The sequence below is a fragment of the Collinsella sp. CLA-SR-H006 genome (genome assembly GCF_040097075.1).
Taxonomy (GTDB): domain Bacteria; phylum Actinomycetota; class Coriobacteriia; order Coriobacteriales; family Coriobacteriaceae; genus Collinsella.
Genome location: NZ_JBBNPD010000018.1, coordinates 1 through 21,302, shown reverse-complemented (window position 1 = coordinate 21,302; position 21,302 = coordinate 1). Strand labels below are relative to the sequence as shown.

The 21,302-nt window shown below is 59.7% G+C and carries 19 protein-coding genes; all 19 read left to right on the top strand.

The window, feature by feature from the left end; all coding sequences use genetic code 11:
- Positions 1-3: 3 nt before the first annotated feature.
- The gene (locus tag AAA069_RS09285) at positions 4-2,019 is read left to right on the top strand and encodes a dipeptide/oligopeptide/nickel ABC transporter permease/ATP-binding protein (protein ID WP_022094872.1); all 2,016 of its coding nucleotides are present in this window, start codon (positions 4-6) and stop codon (positions 2,017-2,019) included.
- Positions 2,020-2,847: an ABC transporter ATP-binding protein gene (locus AAA069_RS09280; RefSeq protein WP_006236159.1), complete on the top strand. Its 828-nt coding sequence runs from the start codon at positions 2,020-2,022 to the stop codon at positions 2,845-2,847.
- A gap of 80 nt (positions 2,848-2,927) precedes the next feature.
- On the top strand, positions 2,928-3,905 hold the full coding sequence (locus AAA069_RS09275; protein WP_349128189.1) for an alpha/beta fold hydrolase: 978 nt from the start codon (positions 2,928-2,930) through the stop codon (positions 3,903-3,905).
- Complete coding sequence (locus AAA069_RS09270; protein WP_349128188.1) at positions 3,898-4,749, top strand: acetylxylan esterase; 852 nt, start codon at positions 3,898-3,900, stop codon at positions 4,747-4,749. Before AAA069_RS09275 ends, AAA069_RS09270 begins: the two co-directional genes overlap by 8 nt.
- Positions 4,750-4,817: 68 nt before the next feature.
- Entirely contained in the window at positions 4,818-5,738 is a 921-nt protein-coding gene (locus AAA069_RS09265) for a dihydrodipicolinate synthase family protein (RefSeq protein ID WP_138375023.1), read from the top strand.
- 172 nt (positions 5,739-5,910) lie between these two features.
- Positions 5,911-6,876, top strand: coding sequence for an ROK family protein (locus AAA069_RS09260; protein ID WP_349128187.1), 966 nt, complete (start codon positions 5,911-5,913; stop codon positions 6,874-6,876).
- A gap of 140 nt (positions 6,877-7,016) precedes the next feature.
- Positions 7,017-7,703 (top strand): N-acetylmannosamine-6-phosphate 2-epimerase, encoded by a 687-nt coding sequence (locus AAA069_RS09255; RefSeq protein ID WP_006236154.1) that lies wholly within the window; start codon positions 7,017-7,019, stop codon positions 7,701-7,703.
- A 98-nt stretch (positions 7,704-7,801) separates the two neighbouring features.
- Positions 7,802-8,722, top strand: coding sequence for an RNase adapter RapZ (gene rapZ, locus AAA069_RS09250; RefSeq protein WP_022094878.1), 921 nt, complete (start codon positions 7,802-7,804; stop codon positions 8,720-8,722).
- Between the two features lie 6 nt (positions 8,723-8,728).
- Positions 8,729-9,658, top strand: coding sequence for a DNA-binding protein WhiA (gene whiA / locus AAA069_RS09245; protein ID WP_349128186.1), 930 nt, complete (start codon positions 8,729-8,731; stop codon positions 9,656-9,658).
- 193 nt (positions 9,659-9,851) lie between these two features.
- Positions 9,852-10,877, top strand: a complete 1,026-nt coding sequence (gene gap, locus AAA069_RS09240; RefSeq protein ID WP_152067645.1) for a type I glyceraldehyde-3-phosphate dehydrogenase — start codon at positions 9,852-9,854, stop codon at positions 10,875-10,877.
- Positions 10,878-11,017: 140 nt separating this feature from the next.
- The gene (locus AAA069_RS09235) at positions 11,018-12,208 is read left to right on the top strand and encodes a phosphoglycerate kinase (RefSeq protein ID WP_006236149.1); all 1,191 of its coding nucleotides are present in this window, start codon (positions 11,018-11,020) and stop codon (positions 12,206-12,208) included.
- Positions 12,201-12,968 carry a triose-phosphate isomerase gene (tpiA, locus tag AAA069_RS09230; protein WP_349128185.1) on the top strand — a complete coding sequence of 256 codons (768 nt, stop codon included), beginning with the start codon at positions 12,201-12,203 and terminating at the stop codon, positions 12,966-12,968. Before AAA069_RS09235 ends, tpiA begins: the two co-directional genes overlap by 8 nt.
- A 5-nt stretch (positions 12,969-12,973) precedes the next feature.
- Positions 12,974-14,527, top strand: coding sequence for a 2,3-bisphosphoglycerate-independent phosphoglycerate mutase (gpmI, locus tag AAA069_RS09225; protein ID WP_349128184.1), 1,554 nt, complete (start codon positions 12,974-12,976; stop codon positions 14,525-14,527).
- Between the two features lie 163 nt (positions 14,528-14,690).
- Positions 14,691-14,945, top strand: coding sequence for a preprotein translocase subunit SecG (secG, locus tag AAA069_RS09220; protein ID WP_006236144.1), 255 nt, complete (start codon positions 14,691-14,693; stop codon positions 14,943-14,945).
- Positions 14,946-15,241: 296 nt separating this feature from the next.
- Positions 15,242-16,918: an ABC transporter substrate-binding protein gene (locus AAA069_RS09215; RefSeq protein WP_349128183.1), complete on the top strand. Its 1,677-nt coding sequence runs from the start codon at positions 15,242-15,244 to the stop codon at positions 16,916-16,918.
- A gap of 156 nt (positions 16,919-17,074) precedes the next feature.
- Positions 17,075-18,112: an ABC transporter permease gene (locus AAA069_RS09210; protein WP_349128182.1), complete on the top strand. Its 1,038-nt coding sequence runs from the start codon at positions 17,075-17,077 to the stop codon at positions 18,110-18,112.
- Positions 18,113-18,126: 14 nt separating this feature from the next.
- Entirely contained in the window at positions 18,127-19,062 is a 936-nt protein-coding gene (locus AAA069_RS09205) for an ABC transporter permease (protein WP_035138881.1), read from the top strand.
- A gap of 2 nt (positions 19,063-19,064) precedes the next feature.
- On the top strand, positions 19,065-20,156 hold the full coding sequence (locus AAA069_RS09200) for an ABC transporter ATP-binding protein (protein WP_349128181.1): 1,092 nt from the start codon (positions 19,065-19,067) through the stop codon (positions 20,154-20,156).
- A complete protein-coding gene (locus AAA069_RS09195) occupies positions 20,156-21,184 on the top strand; it encodes a dipeptide ABC transporter ATP-binding protein (protein ID WP_022094888.1) in 1,029 nt (342 codons plus the stop codon). The genes AAA069_RS09200 and AAA069_RS09195 overlap by 1 nt, the downstream gene beginning before the upstream one ends.
- Positions 21,185-21,302: the final 118 nt, after the last annotated feature.

Genomic DNA, 21,302 nt, shown 5'->3' with positions numbered 1-21,302 from the left:
ATTATGGTAAAGATTCGAGAGAAGCAAACCGAGCAGCTCGAGAAGGCTGCCTCCAAGGGGCTCAAGCTCGGTGGCTGGAAGAAGATGACGCTGTCTTCTAAGATTGCCGCCGTCGTGCTGGTGCTGGTCGCCCTGACCGCGATTCTGGCGCCCCTTCTTGCCCCCTATAGCCCGGTCGAGATTTTCACTGCTCGCCAGGCTCCCGGCAATGGATTTATCTTCGGTACCGACGATAAGGGCCGCGACATCCTGTCGCGCATGCTTTACGGTGGCCGTTACTCGCTGATCATCGGCTTCGGTGCTACTGCCATGGCTCTGGTCTGCGGCTCGGTCGTGGGCGCCCTCGCGGCTGTTTCGCGCAAGTCCGTTTCCGAGGCGATCATGCGCATCCTGGACATCATCATGTCCATCCCGGGCATCGCCCTCGCTGCCGTCTTCGTCTCCATCCTGGGCAATTCCGTGCCGTCGATCATCTTCGCCATCGGCTTTATGTACACTCCGCAGATTGCCCGTATCGTGCGCGCCAACATCGTGTCCGAGTACGGCGAGGACTATGTCCGCGCGGTCATCGTTTCCGGCGCTAAGGCTCCGTGGATTTTGATCAAGCATGTTCTGCGTAACTGCATCGCCCCGATCATGGTCTTCACCGTTACTCTGGTCGCCGACGCCATCATCTTCGAGGCCTCGCTGACCTTTATCGGCGCTGGTATTCAGGAGCCTACCGCTACCTGGGGCAACATCCTCGCCGATGCTCGCGGTGGCGTGCTCGCCGGCCGTTGGTGGCAGGCGCTGTTCCCGGGCCTGGCCATCATGATCACCTGCCTGGCGCTTAACATCCTCTCCGAGGGTATTACCGACGCTATGGCCGCTGCTCCCTCCGCCGCCCTGGATCCGACCGACTCCTCCAAGCGCCGCGAGGCCGACCTGCTGGTTTCCGATCCCGTTCGCGCCTACAAGGAGCAGGCTCAGTCCCTGTCCGCCCGTCTTGGCGCTCTGCGTGATGTCGAACTCAAGCGTAACGACCGCCATGTGCCCGATGAGTCCGTTGAGCCGATCCTTTCGGTCCGCGATTTCTGCATCCAGTTTGAGCACCACGGTGATATCAACGTCGTCGACCACGTCAACTTTGACGTCCGTCCCGGCCAGACCATGGGCCTGGTAGGCGAGTCCGGCTGCGGTAAGTCCATCACCACGCTGGCCATCATGGGTCTGACCGATGATGACGAGCACCTTTCCGGTGAGGTTCTCTGGGAGGGCCGCGACCTGCTCAAGATGAGCAAGAAGGAGTGGTTCGGCCTGCGCGGTACCGATATCGCCATGGTCTATCAGGACGCCCTGTCCTCGCTCAACCCCTCCATGCTCATTTCCGCCCAGATGAAGCAGCTCACCAAGCGCGGCGGCACCCGTAGCGCCGAGGAGCTCCTGGAGCTCGTGGGCCTCGACCCCAAGCGTACGCTCGAGAGCTATCCGCATGAGCTTTCCGGTGGTCAGCGTCAGCGCGTTCTGATCGCTATGGCCCTTACCCGCGACCCCAAGCTGGTCATCTGCGACGAGCCCACGACCGCTCTGGACGTTACCGTCCAGAAGCAGGTCATCAAGCTGCTTAACGACCTTCAGGCCAAGCTCGGCTTTGCCATGATCTTCGTTTCGCACGACCTGGCACTGGTCGCTGAGGTCGCTCATAACATCACGGTTATGTACGCCGGCCAGGTTATCGAGCAGGCGCCCACCAAGGAGCTGCTCACCAACCCGATTCACGAGTACACCCGCGGCCTTCTGGGTTCCGTCCTGTCCATCGAGAGCGGTTCGGGCCGCCTGCACCAGGTGCCCGGCGCCGTTCCGAGCCCGCGCGATTTCCCCAAGGGCGATCGCTTCGCGCCCCGCTCGAGCCATCCGCGCATTGGCCTGGACACCCGTCCGGTCTTCAAGCGCGTGCCCGGCACCGAGCACTTCTATTCCGAGCTCCCCGACGAGGTGCTCAAGGCAAATGGTTTGACCCCTCACGCGGAGGTGATGTAGATGAGCGAGACCGCAGTCAACGGCGTCGAGCCGATCATCTTCCTTGATGACGTCCACGTCACCTTTAGGACCCGTACCGGCTCGATTCTGCACCCCAACCTGGTTCACGCCGTCCAGGGTGTAACGATTAAGCTCATGCCCGGACAGACCATCGGCATCGTCGGCGAGTCCGGTTGCGGAAAGTCCACCACCGCCAACGTCATGTGCGGCCTGCAGGCCCCCACGAGCGGCAAGGTCTACTTTAAGGGCAAGGACGTTACCAAACGTACCGCTGAGGACCGTCGCCACATGGGTCGCGTCATCTCGGTCGTGTTCCAGAACCCGGCCACGGCGCTCAACCCCCGCATGGTCGTTCGCGAGCAACTGCTCGACCCCATGCGCGTCCACAACCTGGGTACCGAGGCCGAGCAGGAGAAGCGCGTCAAGGAGCTCTTGGAGCTCACCGGTCTGCCCAGCTCCGCCGCCGAGGTTCTTCCCGGCCAGCTTTCGGGCGGCCAGCGCCAGCGCGTCGCAATTGCCCGTGCCCTGTCGCTGAACCCCGATGCCATCATCGCTGACGAGCCCACCTCGGCTCTGGACGTTTCGGTCCGCGCGCAGATTCTGAACCTGCTGACCGACCTTAAGAAGGAGCTCGGCCTGGCCATGGTGTTCATCAGCCATGACATCCAGACGGTCCGCTACATCTCTGACGACATCATCGTTATGAATGGCGGCAAGATCGTCGAGCAGGGCGAGGCCAAGCAGGTCTTCCAGCACCCTCAGGACCCCTACACCAAGATGCTGCTCGGCGCTGCGCCGTCGCTGCTGCATCCCAAGCTCGGCGAGTAGCCTCGCTTTCCCTCCCGTGCGCCCGGTTCCCTTGCCGGGCGCACCTCCGTTGCGATTTCGAAAGGCTGGGTTCACGAGCCATGCCAAGTGCTCAAGAGCTACAACAGCAATTTGGTGAATATCGAGGCGCTATGCCCCGTCCATCGGATTTCGATCTCTTTTGGAAGGACCGCATGGCCGAGGCCGACGCCGTCGAGCTCGACTACGCGATTGAGGCGGCTTCGGTTGCGGATTCCGCGACCTGTCGGTTTTTTGACCTCTGGTATACCGGCATGTGTGGTGCACGCCTGCATGCCAAGTACCTCAAGCCGGTCTCGGAGGAGCCCGTGCCGCTGGTGCTTCAGTTCCATGGATATCCGGGTGCGAGCCGCAGCTGGTTTGAGCAGGCGTCGTTTGCGGGCATGGGCATGGCGCTCATTGCTCTCGATTGTCCTGGCCAAGGAGGCCCCTCCGAGGACATTGGTGGATTTGAGGGCACGACGGTCGCGGGCCATATCGTCGCCGGTATCGACGGCGACCCGGCCAACCTCTACTATGTCCGCTTGCACCAGGATATCCGCATTCTGTGCCGTATCGTTCGCGAGCTCGAGGGCATCGATCTTACCCGCGTGTACGTGAACGGCGCATCGCAGGGCGGCGGTTTGGGTATTGCGACCTGCGCGCTTAACAGCGAGCTTATCAATCGCGCGGCCATCCTCTATCCCTTCTTATCGGACTTCCGCCTGGTTTGGGATCTGGACGCCGACGATATTGCCTACGAGGGTCTGCGCTATTGGTCGCGTTGGTTTGACGAGGACTCGACTCGTATCGAGGAAGCCTATGCCAAACTGGCGTACTTCGATTCCAAGAACTTTGCCCCCATGGTCAAATGCCCCGTGCTGTTTGGCACGGGCACGGCCGATATCGTCTGTCCGCCGGCGACGCAGTTTGCGGTCTACAACAATCTGACCTGTGACAAGCGTCATGAGTTCTTTGAAGGCTTTGGCCACGAGGAGATTCAGGATTTTGACGATCTGATCATTCCGTTTTTCTGTGAGGGAGGGGAGGCTCATGTCTAAGTGCGAGAGCAATGTTGACGAGCTGATAGTCCCCGGGCTCGTGGGAATTCCTGGAACGGTTTCGTCAAGGCTCGCAGAATATCGGGGCTGGCACGGTGACGTCCAAGTAGATGTTTCTGATTTAGAGGCATGCGCTTCGAATCTTGAGATTCAAGGCCTGGCCATTACGGCGATTGACTTTGTTAACCCCTGCGCCCGCTACTCGGAGATTTCCTTTGAGCTCGGTGACGATGCGGTCCACGCTCGTTTGATTGAGCCTGTTGGTCGTGCCCGAGTATCTGAGCGCGTGCCACTGTGCCTGATGTTCCACGACATCGATCGGCCTGTGCGCGGTTGGCATCACATGACGAGATTTGCCGCCATGGGGTATGCCGTCCTCGCGCTGGATGATGATGTTGCTGGTGCGGACGACCTGCAGCAGGGGATTACCTCGCCTGCTTTTGTCGAGCGCGTCCGTTGGGGCTGCGCGTTGGCGAAGGTCGCGCGCAATCTTGATGGCGTGGACCCCGACCGCATTTTTGCATGGGGCGAGGGTCTAGGCGGTGGAGTCGCGCTGGCGGTTTCTGCTCTGGACGAGCAGGGCCTTGCCTGCACGGCGGTTGCCAATCCAGTTCCCGGTGGCCTCGAGGTGCTGTCGTCTCGTGTGCGCGGCTCGGTGCTCATGGGCACTTCGCTCATGGATACCGTGAGCGACCCCAAGGGTCAGTTTGCCGTATTCAACGGTTTTGAGTGTGACCGGAGGCATATCATCTATGCCAAATACGCTCACGAGCGCATCAATGCGTTCGAAAACGAAGTCGTCGACTTCTTTAACCAGACGTTCTACCCGTGTTCTTTGGCCTAGACGGCCTGGACACTGCCAACAAGAGTGGGTGGCATAGGGCCGCCCGCCAGACAACTAAGGAGATTCTTGTGGCAACTCAGAAATTCACCGGCGTTATCCCTCCCGTCGTTGTTCCCGATACCGAAGACCACCAGCTCGACGTTGCCTCCTTTGAGCGCAGCATCAACCGCATGATCGATGCCGGCGTCGATGGCCTGTTCTTCCTGGGCTCCTCGGGCGAGGTCGTCTTCTCCACCGACGAGCGCCGTCGCCAGATTGTCGCCGAGGCCGTGCGCATCGTCGACCACCGCGTGCCCGTTCTGGTTGGCATCATCGACACCGAGACCGAGCGCATGATCGAGCACGGTAAGGTCGCCCAGGAGCTGGGCGCCGATGCCCTCGTCGCCACCTGCCCGTTCTATGCCCTGCAGGGTATGACCGAGGTCGAGGAGCACTTCCGCATCCTGCACGAGGAACTCGACCTGCCCATCTTCGCCTACGACATCCCCGTGTGCGTCCACACCAAGCTCCCCTGGAAGCTCCTTGCCAAGCTCGGCGCCGAGGGCGTTCTGGCCGGCGTCAAGGATTCCTCGGGCGATGACATCTCGTTCCGCTACCTAGTTCAGGAGAACGAGAAGAACGGTCATCCGATGAGCATCCTTACCGGCCACGAGGTCGTCGTCGACGGTGCTTACCTTGGCGGCGCCGATGGTTCCGTCCCGGGCCTTGCTAACGTTGAGCCCGAGGGCTACGTGCGCCAGTGGAAGGCCGCTCAGGCCGGCGACTGGGCTACCGTCAAGGCCGAGCAGGATCGCCTCAACGAGATCTCCCACATCTGGGATGTCACCTCGGGCGTCCAGGGCTATGCCGGTGGCGTCGGCGCCTTCAAGACCGCTATGAACCTCATGGGTATCTTCGACAGCCCGACCATGCCGCGCCCGGTGAAGGCCATGACCGGCGAGAACGTCGAGGCGATTAAGAAGGTCCTCCAGGACAACGGTCTCCTTTAAAGCTTTCCCAGGCACCCGACCTCGCCGTTCAACCGTGCGGCCATGACCCATTAGGTCAATGGCCACACGGTTTCTCGGCGATCTCGGGCACCTGGAAAACCTTTACCGCGCTGTGACGGCTAGCCTGACGGCGCATTTCCTGTAGTTGTTTTTATCTCCTAAGGAGAACGACATGGAGAACAAGTACGTCTGCTCTGTCGATATCGGCGGAACTAAGATCGCGACCGCCATCATGGAGTACCCGGCTGATGGCAGCGTGCCCCATCCCGTTTTTGAGGCCGAGGTTCCTACCGAGGCCCAGGAGGGCGGCGAGGCCGTCTTCCAACGTATCGAGGCGTCCATCAAGGCTGCTCTTGAGGCGAATCCCGATGTCGAGGTCCTCGGTGTCGGTATCGGTGCCGCAGGCGTCGTCGATCCCAAGACGGGCGCCATCGCGTATGCCAACGAGATTATGCCCGGCTGGTCCGGCGTTCAGTTGGGGCCGCGTCTGCGCGAGGACCTTGGTCTTCCCGTTGCCGTTGTGGGCGACGTGCAGGCTCATGCTCTGGGCGAGGCCCACTGGGGCGTCGGCAAGGGCAAGTTCTCCGTCTTGTGCCTGGGCATCGGCACGGGCATCGGCGGCGCATATGTCGAGAACGGCCGCGTGATGCAGGGCTTCCATGGTGCTGCCGGTCATATGGGCCACATCGAGTGCTCGGCTGCCGCCGGCATTCCCTGCGCCTGCGGCCGTTCTGGCCATCTAGAGTCGGTTGCTTCGGGCACTTCCATTGGTCGTATGTACGATGAGCGCTTCGGTCGCGTCAACCCCAGCCGTCCTTCGGTCGGTCGCGACGTGAACGACCTGTGCCGTGCGGGCGACGCAAAGGCGACCGAGGTCATCCATGATGCCGGCTTTGCGCTGGGTGCCAGCTTGGGCTCGCTCGCTAACATTCTGGACCCTGAGGTCATCGTGCTTTCGGGCGGCGTGATTCACCAAGGTCCCGATTGGCGTTCGCAGACGTGGAAGGATTCGGTGCACGAGGGCTATGCCAGCCAGGCGCTCGATCCGCTTCAGGACACGCCGATCCTTATCGGTTCTCTGGAGGGTGATGCTCCGCTCATCGGTGCCGCCGAACACCTTCTTGCATCGTTGAAGTAAACATAACTACCAAGTGCGCCTTCTGAGGTGCCGCAGATTGACGTGAAAGAGGAGCGAAGCGTACTTCGGTACGTGAGCGACGGTTTGAACGTCAAGGTGCGGTGTCTCAGAAGGCTGTTTTTAGAAAGGTTGAGTCGAACATGACCGTCGATCCTTTGATTCAATCCCTGAAGGGCAAGCTCGTCGTGAGCGTTCAGGCGTATATGGGCGAGCCGCTTCGTACGCCCGAGACCATGGCTCAAATGTCTCGCGCTTGCGAGCTCGGCGGCGCCGCCGCCATTCGCTGCCAGGGCCTTGCCGACATTGCCGCCATTAAGGGTCGCTGTGAGGTTCCTGTTATCGGCCTGTGGAAGGATGGGCACGAGGGCGTTTACATCACGCCGACGCTGCGCCACGCTCGCGCCTGCGTTGCCGCGGGTGCCGATATCGTGGCGATTGACGCCACCGATCGCCCACGTCCCGATGGCAAGTCGGTCGAGGATACCTTCCGCCCGCTGCACGAGGAGGGCGTGCTCCTGATGGCCGACTGTGCCACCATCGAGGATATTCGTCGTGCTGTCGATATGGGCTTCGACCTGGTGTCCACCACGCTTTCTCATGGTGTTGCCGCTATCGACTGCACCATGGCCGATGGCCCCGATCTGCCGCTTCTGCGTCAGGCGACCGAGGAATTCCCCGGTCTTCCCATCATCTGCGAGGGCCGCGTGCACACGCCCGAGGAGGCCCGCGCCGCGATTGATGCGGGCGCCTGGGCCGTTGTCGTCGGCACCGCCATCACGCACCCCACGAGTATTACAAGTTGGTTCAAGGCTGCGCTTGAGGCGTAAGACAGGCCTCGTATCCGCTTGGGGCGGTATACTCAATAAAGGCAATTGATCGCGCGGGATCCGCTGGCCGGGTCCCGCGCTTGTTTTAGGAGGCACACATGCAAAAGGGAGATGCCATGGATGCGGCGGAGCGCTCGGAGCGCATCCCCGATATCGTCATCATCACCGGAATGTCCGGATCGGGCCGAACGCAGGCCATGCATGTGTTCGAGGACATGGGCTATTTTTGCATCGACAACTTGCCTCCGCGTCTGATCGCCCAGCTTGCCGAACTCGTCGGCATCAATACGGGCGTGGGCAGGCATCTTGCCGTCACCTGCGACCTGCGCAGCCAGGGCTTGTTCGATGAGCTGCTCGATGCCGTTGCCGCGCTCGAGGAGCGCGAGATGAGCTGTGACATCGTGTTTCTCGAGGCCTCTGACGAGGTGCTGATCCGTCGTTATAGCGAAAACCGCCGCCGCCACCCCATTGCCAAGCCGGGGGAGACTACGGCCGATGCGATTCAGCGCGAGCGCCTGCAGCTGCAGGGTGTGCGCGATCGAGCCGATATGATCATCGATACGAGCCGTCTGCGCACCTCTGCCCTGCGCAACAAATTGCGCATGGCGTTCTCCGAGTTGTCCGACCAGCAGCTCATGGACGTTCACGTGTTCTCATTTGGCTTTAAGCACGGCATGCCCGTCGAGGCGGACATTATGATCGACGTTCGCTTCCTGCCCAATCCGTTCTACGATCCCGAGATGCGAACCATGACCGGTCTCGATAAGAAAGTCTCCGACTTTGTTCTTGATCATCCCAAGACTCAGGAGTTCTGGAAGGCCTGGACGCAGCTGCTCGATACGGTCATGCCAGGCTATATCGCGGAGGGCAAGCCGCAGCTTTCTATTGCCATCGGCTGCACGGGCGGTCAACACCGCAGCGTTGCCATCGCCGAGGCCACGGCACGTTATTTGGAAGGCGCCCAATATCACGTGAGCATTTCCCATCGCGACCTGTCGCGCGCCAACACGAAAGCATAGGCCTGCATGTCGTTTACCGCCGAGGTGCGTGACGAGCTCGCGCGCTGCGAACCCGAATGTGAATACTGCGATTTGTCGACGCTTGCCGCCCTGACGCGTGTGAGCGGTACACTTTCGCTGGCCGGCTCCGGGCGGTATCGTTTGACGGTCGCGACCGAGACGGGTGCCGTCGCGCGCACGATGATCACACTGACGCATCGCATCCTTAAGCTCAAAACGGAATTCACCGTTCGTAAATCAGTCTTGCATAAGGTCCGTAACTATCTCATTACCCTGCCCGATCAACCCGACCTGGACAAGGCTCTGGTGCTGCTGGGCATTCTCGACCGCAGGGGAGGGCTCGTCGCTGGTGTTCCCCGGCACATCGTTGCCCGTCCCTGCTGCAGGCTTGCCTACATCCGCGGCGCGCTCATCGCCGGCGGTTTCGTGGCCGATCCACGCGGTGATTTTCATTTGGAGATCGCGGTGCAGGGCGAGCAATATGCCAAGGGGCTTTGCGATCTGTTGGAGCAGATTGGGGTCCATGCTCGTGTTAATGCACGGCGGGGGTCATATGCCGTGTACATTAAGAGCGCCGAGGAAATCGAGCATCTTTTAAAGCTGATTGGTGCCAAGCGCAGCGTTGCCGAGATTGAGGAGGTGCGCGCGGTCAAGTTGGTTAAGAACGATGTGAACCGTCGCGTGAACGCCGAGCTCGCCAACCAGACCAGAAGCGCCGGTGCTGCCCAACATCAGCTTGCGCTTATCGATGAGCTCGAACAGCGAGGTTTGCGCGACACGCTTCCGGATGCCTTGGCGGTTTTTTGCGACCTGCGCGAGCGCTATCCCGATCTTTCGCTGCGTGATTTAGGGGAGATGGCTGACCCTCCCTTGTCGAAGTCTGCCCTCTACCATCGAGTTTTGAGGCTTGAAAAGCTCATTGAAGCAAACAGGTAGGTTGAAGTATCGACTTATATACGGATTTAGCTGCTATTTTATTCTTTAAAACGTTTTAACGTAAATTTGATTTTCAATTTCGAGCATTCTCGTGAAATTCAAGTCAAAAAAAAGGTATATTAGGCGAGTGGTTAGTTTGTGGGCCTCAACGGCGGGCGCTGTAGCTCGCGGGGGCCTTACGAAAGGAGACACAATGGCAGTAAAGGTTGCTATTAACGGCTTCGGTCGCATCGGTCGTCTGGCTTTCCGTCAGATGTTCGGTCATGAGGGCTCCGAGATCGTCGCTATCAACGACCTCACCTCTCCCGATATGCTCGCTTACCTGCTGAAGTACGACTCCACGCAGGGCAACTACGCTCGCGATCACGAGGTCGTTGCTGGCGAGGATTCCATCACCGTTGACGGCAAAGAGATCAAGATCTACAAGGAGGCCGACGCCAACAACCTGCCTTGGGGCGACCTCGACGTCGACGTCGTTCTCGAGTGCACCGGCTTCTACACCAGCAAGGCTAAGGCTCAGGCCCACATCAACGCTGGTGCCAAGAAGGTCGTCATCTCCGCTCCGGCCGGCAGCGATCTGCCCACCATCGTGTACAACGTCAACCATGAGACGCTGACCGCTGAGGACAACATCATCTCCGCTGCTTCCTGCACCACCAACTGCCTTGCCCCGATGGCCAAGGGTCTCAACGACTTCGCTCCCATCGTGTCCGGCATCATGACCACCATCCACGCCTTCACCGGCGACCAGATGCCGCTCGACGGCCCGCAGCGCAAGGGCAACTTCCGTCGCTCCCGCGCCTGCTCCGAGAACATCGTCCCGAACACCACGGGCGCTGCCAAGGCCATCGGCCTGGTTCTCCCCGAGCTCAACGGCAAGCTCATCGGTGCCGCCCAGCGCGTCCCGACGCCGACCGGCTCGCTGACCAACCTCTACGCCGTCGTTGACAAGAAGGTCACCGTCGACGAGGTCAACGCTGCCATGAAGGCCTACGCCGAGACCATCCCCGATACCTTCGCCTACAACGAGGACCAGATCGTCTCGCGCGACATCGTCGGCGAGACCCACGGCTCCATCTTCGACGCCACGCAGACCATGGCCTCCGACCTCGGCAACGGCCAGACCCTCGTTCAGGTCACCTCTTGGTACGACAACGAGAACTCCTACACCTCTCAGATGGTCCGCACCATCAAGTACTTCGAGAAGTTCGTTGCTTAATTTAGCTTTTAGCGAATAGCTCGTTGAGCGTCTAAAGAAGGGCGCGGCCTCATAGGGCTTACACCCTAGGGTCGCGCCCTTTTTATAAGAAATCGTCTGCCGTAATGGGAGGCAGACACGTACGAAAGGTAGAAGCAAACATGGCCTTTACCAAGAAGACCGTCCGCGACATCGATGTCGACGGCAAGCGCGTTCTCGTCCGCGTTGACTTCAACGTGCCTATCAAGGATGGCGTCGTTGGCGACACCACCCGTATCAAGGCTGCCCTGCCCACCATCAACTATCTCGTTGAGCACAACGCTCGCGTCATCCTCATGAGCCACCTCGGCCGCCCCGAGGGTACCGGCTTCCAGCCTGAGCTCTCCCTTGAGCCTGTCGCTAAGAAGCTCGCTGAGCTCTCTGGTCTCGACGTTGCCTTTGTCGCCGACACTTACGGCGAGAAGGCTGCCGAGGCTGTCGCCGCCGTCGAGCCGGGCAAGGTCCTCGTTCTCGAGAACGTCCGTTTCGACAAGCGTGAGAAGAAGAACGATCCCGAGATCGCCAAGAAGCTCGCTTCCTATGGTGACGTCTTCGTTCTCGATGCCTTCGGCACCGCTCACCGCGCCCAGGGTTCCGTCGTGGGCCCCGCCGCTTACCTGCCTGCCGTCGCTGGCTTCCTGCTTGAGAAGGAGGTCGACACGCTGACCGGCATCTTCGCCGAGCCCGAGCGCCCCTTCGTCGCTATCGTCGGCGGTTCCAAGGTTTCCTCCAAGATCGGCGTTCTCGATCACCTCATCGACTCCGCTGACACCCTGATTATCGGTGGCGGCATGGCCTACACCTTCTTCCTGGCTCAGGGCCTGTCCGTCGGTCAGTCCCTCAAGGAAGAGGACTGGGTCGAGCGCGCCGGCGAGATGCTCAAGAAGGCCGAGGAGAAGGGCGTCAAGATCCTGCTCCCCATCGACAACCGCGTTGCCGATCACTTTGGCGAGGATGCTGTCCCCGAGGTTGTCGCTTCCGACGCTATCCCCGACGATCGTGAGGGCATGGACATCGGCCCCAAGACCGAGGAACTCTACGCCGAGGCCGTCAAGGGCGCCAAGACCGTGTTCTGGAATGGCCCCATGGGCGTCTTCGAGTTCGACAACTTCGCTCATGGCACCCAGGCTATCGCCGAGGCTGTCGCCGAGGCTGACTGCACCTCGATCATCGGCGGTGGTGACTCTGTCGCAGCTGTCAACAAGTTCAACCTGGCCGACAAGATGAGCTGGATCTCCACCGGTGGTGGCGCTTCCATGGAGCTCGTCGAGGGTAAGGCCCTGCCCGGAGTGGAGGCGCTTCTCGATGCCTAATCGCACCCTTCTTATCGCTGGTAACTGGAAGATGAACAACGACGTCGCCGAGGCCGCCAAGCTCGCCGACGAGCTGGCTCAGGCTCTGCCCGAGGTTCCGGCTGGCGTCGAGGTGCTCGTCTGCCCTCCGACCATCGACATCACCACGGTTCATGACCGCATTCAGGCTGCCCCCATCTCCCTCGGTGCACAGAACGTGTACTGGGAGGCCAAGGGTGCCTTCACCGGTGAGTCTTCATGCGACATGCTCAAGTCCGCTGGCTGCACCTACTGCATCATCGGTCACTCTGAGCGTCGCGACTACTTCCATGAGACCGACGAGGATCAGAACAAGAAGGCCAAGGCCCTCGTTGCCGCCGGTCTAGTTCCCGTCTTCTGCTGCGGCGAGTCCCTTGAGGTCCGCGAGGCTGGCACCTATGTCGAGCACGTCGTGAACCAGGTTAAGGCTGGCCTTGCTGGTCTTGAGATCACCTGCCCCAAGCAGGTCGTCGTGGCCTACGAGCCCATCTGGGCCATCGGCACCGGCAAGACCGCTACCGCCGAGGATGCTCAGGAGGTCTGCGGCGCTATCCGTGAGACCCTCAAGGAGATGTTTGGCGAGGAGCTCGCTAACGGCATCCGCGTTCTCTATGGTGGCTCTGCCAAGCCCGGCAACATCGCTGAGCTCGTCGCCAAGCCCGACGTTGACGGCGCCCTCGTGGGCGGCGCTTCGCTCAAGGCTGCCGACTTCGCCTCTATGGTCGTCAAGGCAGGCGAGTAGGACATATGGCACAGCGTCATCTTCCTGCACTCCTGATTATCATGGACGGCTGCGGCCTGGCTCCGGCCGATGGCGAGAACGCCGTCGCCGCTGCCAAGACGCCCTTCCTTGATAGCCTGTACGTGAAGTACCCCCACACCACGCTCGGTGCTTCGGGCGAGGACGTGGGCCTTCCCGACGGCCAGATGGGCAACTCCGAGGTGGGTCACCTCAACATCGGTGCCGGCCGCATCGTGTTCCAGGAGCTTTCGCGCATCAACAATGCCATCAAGGACGGCTCCATCGCCAAGAACGAGGTTTTCGTCAAGGCTATGGACGACGTCAAGGCTGACGGCAAGACCCTTCACCTTATGGGCCTTATGAGCCCTGGCGGCGTTCACTCCCACATGAACCACGTCGAGGCTCTGGTCAAGATGGCTGCCGAGCACGGTGTCAAGACCGTTCGCGTCCACGCCTTCATGGATGGCCGCGACGTTGACCCGCAGTCCGGCGCTGGCTACATGAGTGAGTTCTGCGCCTTCCTGGCTAAGATCTCCGAGGAGACCGGTTGCGACGCTCGCGTTGCCACCGTCTCGGGCCGTTATTGGGCCATGGACCGCGATAATCGTTGGGAGCGCATCCAGCGCGCCTACGACGTCATGGTCAACGCGTCCGATGCTGATACCGACCCCGTTGCCGGTATCAAGGCCTACTACGAGAAGGATCCGCGCGGCGACGAGTTCGTCGAGCCCTTCGCTGCCCACAACGAGGGCATCCACGAGGGCGACGCGGCCATCTTCTTCAACTTCCGTCCCGACCGCGCTCGTCAGATGACCCGCGTGTTCACGGACAAGGAGTTCGACGGCTTTGAGCGCGAGCAGATCAAGCTTTCGCACTTTGTGACGATGACCGAGTACGATCCGACGTTTGACGTCGAGGTCGCCTTCCCCAAGACGTTCCCCGAGAACGTCCTGGCCGACGTTATCGCCGCCAACGGCCTGAAGCAGCTGCACACCGCCGAGACCGAGAAGTACGCCCACGTGACGTTCTTCCTCAACGGCGGCATCGAGGAGCCCAAGGAGGGCGAGGAGCGCGTGCTCGTCGCTTCCCCCAAGGTCGCTACCTACGATCTGCAGCCTGAGATGAGCGCTCCCGAGGTTACCGAGAAGCTCGTCGCCGCTATTAACGAGGATCGCGCTGATTTCTACATCGTGAACTTCGCGAACTGCGACATGGTTGGTCACACCGGTGTCTTCGACGCCGCCGTTAAGGCCGTCGAGGCTGTTGACGATGCCTTGTCCAAGGTTGTCCCGGCGATTCTCGCCAAGGATGGCTTTGCGCTGATCACCGCCGACCACGGCAACGCCGACCACATGTTTGACGTTGCTTCTGACGGTTCCAAGCATCCGTTCACGGCTCACACCACCAACCGTGTGCCGTTCATCATCGTTGATGAGAAGGCCAAGCTCACCGGTATCGAGGACGGCCGTCTTTCCGATATCGCTCCGACCATGCTCACCATGGCTGGTATTGAGCCTTCCGCCGAGATGACGGGCCGCGTGCTCGCCACCGAGGCCTAAGAGAAAACAAATACCGTTTTCTAGCAAGGGGGTTGTCCATATTCGGGCAACCCCTTTTTTGGTATTTCTGCCATTTCTACCCCGTCCCCGAGTGGCGGGTAGGGGAGAGCGGGGGTTGTGGTACAGTACTGGAGTTTGAATTGTTCTATTAAGGAGCTTATCTATGGGTCCGTTCCAGATTCTTCTATTTGTCGTTTGGGCTGTTTCTGCCGTGGCGCTGACGATTCTCGTCCTGATGCATTCCGGTAAGGGTACCGGCGTTTCGGATATGATCGCTAGCTCGCTGTATAACTCCAGCTCTGCCACAGGTGTTATGGAGCAGAACCTCGACCGCCTGACCGTCATCATGGCTGTCGTGTTTGCCGTGTGCGTCGTGCTGTGCATGTTCTTCTTCCCGCAGGGCATCGTGGGCTACTAATCACGAGCCGCATAAGTACTTGTAAAGGGTTCCGCAAGTGCGGGACCCTTTTTTGTTTACATATTCGTAACAGAGTCAAAAATATCACCACATACTGCGCCCAACTAAAGAAATTCTTGACCGTTAACCGGAATTAGCCCCAAATCGTGCATAAAATGCGCTACTGTATTGCAAAACGTTGGCCTGTTGTGCATAACCAGCCATAGCAGCGGGCAGCGTTTTGATGGTTCGGATCGGATTGTCTCGACATGTGTCCGACTGAACATTTCTTTGTCCTATCTCATAAGGAGGATGGCATGGCTGATTCTATGTTCCACCAGCCCGTTATGGGTCGTCGCGCCTTTGTTGGCGGCACCCTTGCTGCGAGCTCCATGGCTTTTCTTGCCGCATGTGGCAAGAAGGGCGGCGACGCTTCCGGTTCTGAGTCCGGTTCGACGCTGAACTTCTACATCAACAACCCGGTCTGCATCGACCCCTACAACGTCCAGGAGGACCAGGGTACTCAGGTCGAGTATCAGCTCTTTGACGCTCTGACCTCTTACGACGCCGAGAAGGGCGAGATCGTTCCGCTGGCTTGCGAGTCCTTTGAGTCCAACGACGACGCCACCGAGTTTACCTTCAAGATCAAGAAGGCCAAGTTCCACAACGGTGACGACGTTACCTCTAAGTCCTTCAAGCTCGGTTGGGAGCGTCTGGTCAACACCAAGTCGGCCATCGCTACCGAGTATGGCCCTTCCGAGGTCTCCTATCACCTTTCCATGGTCGAGGGCTATGACGATCTGCTTGCCGGTAACGCCACCGAGCTCAGCGGTGTTACGTGCCCTGACGATGAGACCCTCGTCGTCAAGCTGTCTTCCGCTTACGCCGACTTCCCCTTCGTCGCCTCTCACCCGGCTCTGGCCCCGGTTCCCGAGTGCGCCGAGTCCGATGTCAAGAGCTTCTACCTTGCCCCGGTCGGTAACGGCCCGTTCATGATGGACGGCAAGTGGGAGGATGGCCAGGAGATCAACGTCAAGAAGTTCGACGATTACTATGGCGACAAGGCCAAGATCGATGGCATCCACTTCCAGGTCATCAAGGACATGGAGACCGCTTACAAGGAGTTCCAGGCCGGTAACCTCGATGTCTGCGACGTTCCCGTCGCTCAGATCGATGCCGCCAAGAAGGATCGCGGCGTGTCCAAGGACGGCTACACCATGGGTGACGGCGAGCGCATGCTGCTCGGCGCCGAGCCTTCCACGTACTATCTGACCTGCAACACCACGGCCGAGCCGTTCAACAACGTCGACCTGCGTAGGGGCATCTCCCTGGCCATTAACCGTGAGGCCATCTGCAAGACCATCTTCAAGGGTACCCGTACCCCTGCCGACGGCATTGTTCCTCCGGGCATCGATGGCTACAAGGAGGGCGCATGGGAGTTCTGCGCCTACGATGTCGACAAGGCTAACGAGTACCTCGACAAGGTTGCTCCCGCTGGCGCTAACGGCGATCGTGGCATTAGCGTGACCCTGTCCTACAACCAGGACGGCGGTCACAAGGAGATCATGGAGTCCATCATCGGTGACCTCGCCAAGGTTGGCGTTACCGCTGTCTCCGATACCCCTGAGTGGTCTGCCCTGCTCGAGCAGTATCAGAACTTTAACTATCAGTTCGGTCGTCTGGGTTGGATTGCCGACTACCCGATCATGGACAACTTCCTGTATCCGCTGTTCCACTCCGACTCCCTCGGTGGCGACAACCGCTCCGGTTACAACAACCCCGAGTTCGACGCCAAGGTCGACGAGGCTCGTACTATTGTTGACGACGAGGAGCGCGTCGCTAAGATGCAGGAGGCCGACGCAATGGTCGCTGCCGACTGCCCGGTCATCCCGATTATGTTCTACACGCACACCATCGCCGGCTCCGATCGCATTAAGCACCTCTATGTCGATCCGCAGAAGCACGCCGATCTGGGTACCGCTGAGCTCGCCTAAGAGTTTGCAGCTTCCGTGAGGGTCAAGTATTTACGTAGACCTCATGGGAAACATACAGTTCTCCCTAACCTGGGGTAAACTGGCTGATGGTAATTTTGGGATGCCGGTCTGGCGATCGGCATCCCATTTAGGTTAATCCCTAGATAGGGGAGTGGTATGGGTAAGTACATCGTTAAACGTGTGCTTCAGTTCATCCCGGTGTTTTTGGGCGTTACGCTGATTCTGTTCGCCCTCCAGAATATCGTGCCGGGAGATCCGATCAAGCTGATCGGTGGAGACAAGGCTCTGTCCCCCGAGGTGGAGCTTCAGCTTCGCGTCCGCTATCACCTGGTCCAGACGGACGAGGACGGCAACGCGATCCTTGACGAGAACGGCGACCCCGTTCAAACGTCGCTCGTGGACCGTTACTTGTATTACATGAACGGCCTGCTTCATGGCGATCTGGGCAATTCGTATCAGCGCAAGCTGCCGGTTACGGAAATCTTTGCCCAGAAGTATCCGTATACGGTCAAACTTGCCGCGTGCGCCATCGTGCTCGAGGCAATTATGGGTATCGGTGCGGGTATCATTTCGGCGGTAAAGCGTTATTCCTTCTGGGATATTTTGGTAACGCTCACCACGTCGATCCTCGTTGCGGTCCCGGCCTTCTGGCTCGGTATGTTGCTGCAGCTGTTCTTTGGCGTCATCCTCAAGGACGCCACGGGCGGTGTAATCTCCATGCCGATCTCGGGTGCCGGCGGTTCCAGCTCTCAGTATCAGGATTGGATGCACTATGTGCTTCCGACCATTACGCTGGCTTCGGTTTCGACCGCTTATGCTGCGCGCATTATGCGCTCGCAGCTGCTTGACGTCATGAACCAGGATTACATCCGTACGGCAAAGGCCAAGGGTCTCTCCAATCGTGCGATCATCGTCAAGCATGCGCTTAAGAATGCACTCATCCCCGTCGTTACCTATATTGGTGTCGACTTTGGCGGCATGCTTTCGGGCGCCATCCTGACCGAGACGGTCTTTAACTGGCCCGGTATCGGCTATGAGGTCTATCGCGCCATTAGCATGCGTGACTGGCCCATCGTTATGGGCGGCGTTACGCTCATCGTTGTCGTCGTCATGGTGATCAACCTGCTCGTCGACATTAGCTATGCATTCCTCGACCCGCGCATCCGCCTTGGCGGTCCGTCGGATAAGGCCTAAGGGAGGTACGTCTCATGCAGGAAACTGATTCTCAGTCTCAGGAGCAGGCTACCGCCACCAAGGCCGCATCTGCTCCCGCCAAGTCCCGCACGCTGTGGGGCGACGCTTTTAAGCGTCTTCGTAAGAACAAGCTCGCCGTTATCGGTGTCTGCTGGATCATCATCGTCGTTGTGGTTGCCCTGACTGCAGATCTGTGGGCTAAGCCCTGGCTCGGTTCCCCGACGGCTTCCGACTCGACCACTATGGCCGAGACGTCGCTGTTGGCTCCGTGTGCAGAGCACCCGTTTGGCACCGACGCCCTTGGTCGCGACATTCTCGTCCGCGTTATCTACGGTGCGCGCGTTTCGCTGTCCGTCGGAATTATGGCCACCGCGATCTCCACGCTAATTGGTCTGGTCATGGGTGCTCTGGCCGGTTTCTACGGCGGCATCTGGGATACGATCATCATGCGCTGTGCGGACATCTTCCTGGCGTTCCCGTACGTGCTGTTCGTTGTCGCCATGATCGCCGTTATCGGCCGTGGCCTTCAGAACGTCTTTATCGCCATCGGTATTCTCGGCTGGCCTTCGATTGCGCGCGTCTTCCGATCCGCGATCCTGACGGTCAAGGAAAATGACTATGTTGATGCTGCGCGCGCGATGGGTGCATCCGATGCTCGTATCGTCGTACGTCACATCTTCCCGAACTCCGTCGCCTCCATCGTGGTCTACGCGACCATGAACATTGGTGGCGCCATTCTGACCGAGTCCGCTCTGTCCTTCCTCGGCATGGGCGTTATTCCGCCTACGCCTTCGTGGGGCTCCATGATTCAGGACGGTCAGCAGTATCTTCTGACCGCTCCCTGGATGATGATCATGCCCGGTCTGGCAATTCTCTCGACGGTGCTCGCCTTCACCCTGCTGGGTGACGGTCTGCGCGACGCCCTCGACGTCAAGATGAAGGACGCATAAGGATGAAGAAGAACAAGAACTATGTGGACCTGAAGGACCAGCCTGTTCCCGAGGGCCAGCATCTGCTCGAGGTCGATGACCTTAAGATGTATTTCCACACCGAGGACGGCGTTGTTCGCGCTGTCGACGGTGTCTCCTACACGCTCGATCGCGGCGAGACCCTGGGCGTCGTCGGTGAGTCCGGCTCCGGTAAGTCCGTGACCGCCATGACCATCATGGGTCTTATCTCGATGCCTCCGGGAAAGATCGAGGGCGGCGACGTTCGCTATCGCGGTCGTTCTATCCTCGAGATGACCGAGGAGGAGATGCAGCACATTCGCGGCAACGACATCGCGATGATCTTCCAGGATCCTATGACCTCCTTGAACCCGGTCTATAAGATCGGCAAGCAGGTGGGCGAGGGCCTTCGTCTGCACCGTGGCTACTCCAAGCAGGAGGCGCTCAAGCGCGCTACCGAGCTTTTGGACCTCGTGGGTATCCCCGAGCCCGAGAAGCGCGTCAATGAGTATCCGCACCAGTTCTCCGGCGGTATGCGTCAGCGTGTCATGATCGCTATGGCTCTTGCCTGCGATCCCGATATCCTGATTGCCGACGAGCCCACGACGGCTCTGGACGTTACCATTCAGGCTCAGATTATCGAGCTCATGCAGGAAATGCAGGAGAAGAACGGCAACGCCATCATCATGATTACCCATGACCTGGGCGTCGTTGCCGATATGGCCGATAAGATCATGGTTATGTACGCCGGCCGTCCCGTCGAGTTCGGTACTGCTGAGGAAATCTTCTACGAGAGTCGCCACCCCTACACCTGGGGCCTTATCCGCTCCATCCCGGAGCAGGCCATCGAAGAGAAGAAGCCGCTTACGCCGATTCACGGCAACCCGCCTTCGCTCATGAACCTGCCTGAGGGCTGCGTCTTCTCTCCTCGTTGCCCCTATGCGACGGACAGGTGCCGCAAGCAGCGCCCCGAGCGCGTTGTCACCGAGTCTGGTCATTACTCTGCGTGCCACTACTCCGGTGACCCCGAGTTCCTCAAGAACGCTCCTGAGACGTCCCGTACGCGCAAGGATTCCAAGAAGGGAGGCGAGGCGTAATGGCAGATACCAACGAGCGTACTCCGCTGCTGAAGGTCGAGCACCTCTCTAAGGAGTTCCCCGCTGAGTCCGGCATGTTCGCCAAGCGCTTCTCCAAGCGTGTCGTCTCTGCAGTGAATGACATTTCGTTCGAGATTTATCCGGGCGAGACCTTTGGTCTGGTTGGTGAGTCTGGTTGCGGTAAGTCCACGACGGGTCGCACCATCATGCGCCTGACCAAGCCGACCGCCGGTAAGGTGTTCTTCCAGGGTAAAGATGTTGCCGAGATGAGCAAGCATGAGATCAAGGACATGCGTCGCGAGATGCAGTTCATCTTCCAGGATCCCTATGCTTCGCTCAATCCCCGTATGACCATCGGCGAGATCGTCTCCGAGCCCATGACCATTCATGGCGTGGGTACCAAGGAGGAGCGTATCGAGCGCGTCCGCGAGCTGCTGGACGTCGTCGGTCTGAATCCCGAGCACATTAACCGCTATCCTCATGAGTTCTCCGGCGGTCAGCGTCAGCGTGTCGGCATTGCCCGCGCATTTGCGCTGAAGCCCAAGCTGATTATCTGCGACGAGCCGGTTTCCGCTCTGGATGTGTCCATTCAGGCCCAGGTTTTGAACCTGCTCAAGGAACTGCAGGACAAGTTCGGTACCGCGTATCTGTTTATTGCCCACGACCTGTCTGTCGTGCAGCATATCTCCGATCGCGTTGCCGTTATGTATCTGGGTAAGATGGTCGAGGTTTCGGACTGGAAGACGCTCTATAGTGAGCCTCACCATCCGTACACGCAGTCGCTGCTGTCTGCCGTGCCGGTGCCCGATCCGGATATCCAGAAGACCCGCAAGCGCATCATCCTCGCCGGCGATCCGCCGTCGCCGCTGGATCCGCCGACCGGCTGCCGTTTCCACACGCGCTGCCCGATCGCGCAGGGCATCTGCTCCGAGAAGCTTCCTGAGTTTAAGGAAGTTGCACCGGGCCACTGCTGCGCCTGCCACTTCGCCGAGCCGTTCCCGATCAAGGAATCGCACATCGACCTGTAGTCGGTTGTTTTCGTCCGGGCCCGCCCTGGTGTTACTTTTCAGAACGTCCTCGGACATGCAAAGAGGCTCCGCATCGCGCTTCGCGCTGCGGAGCCTCTTTGCGTCCTGACGCTCCTAT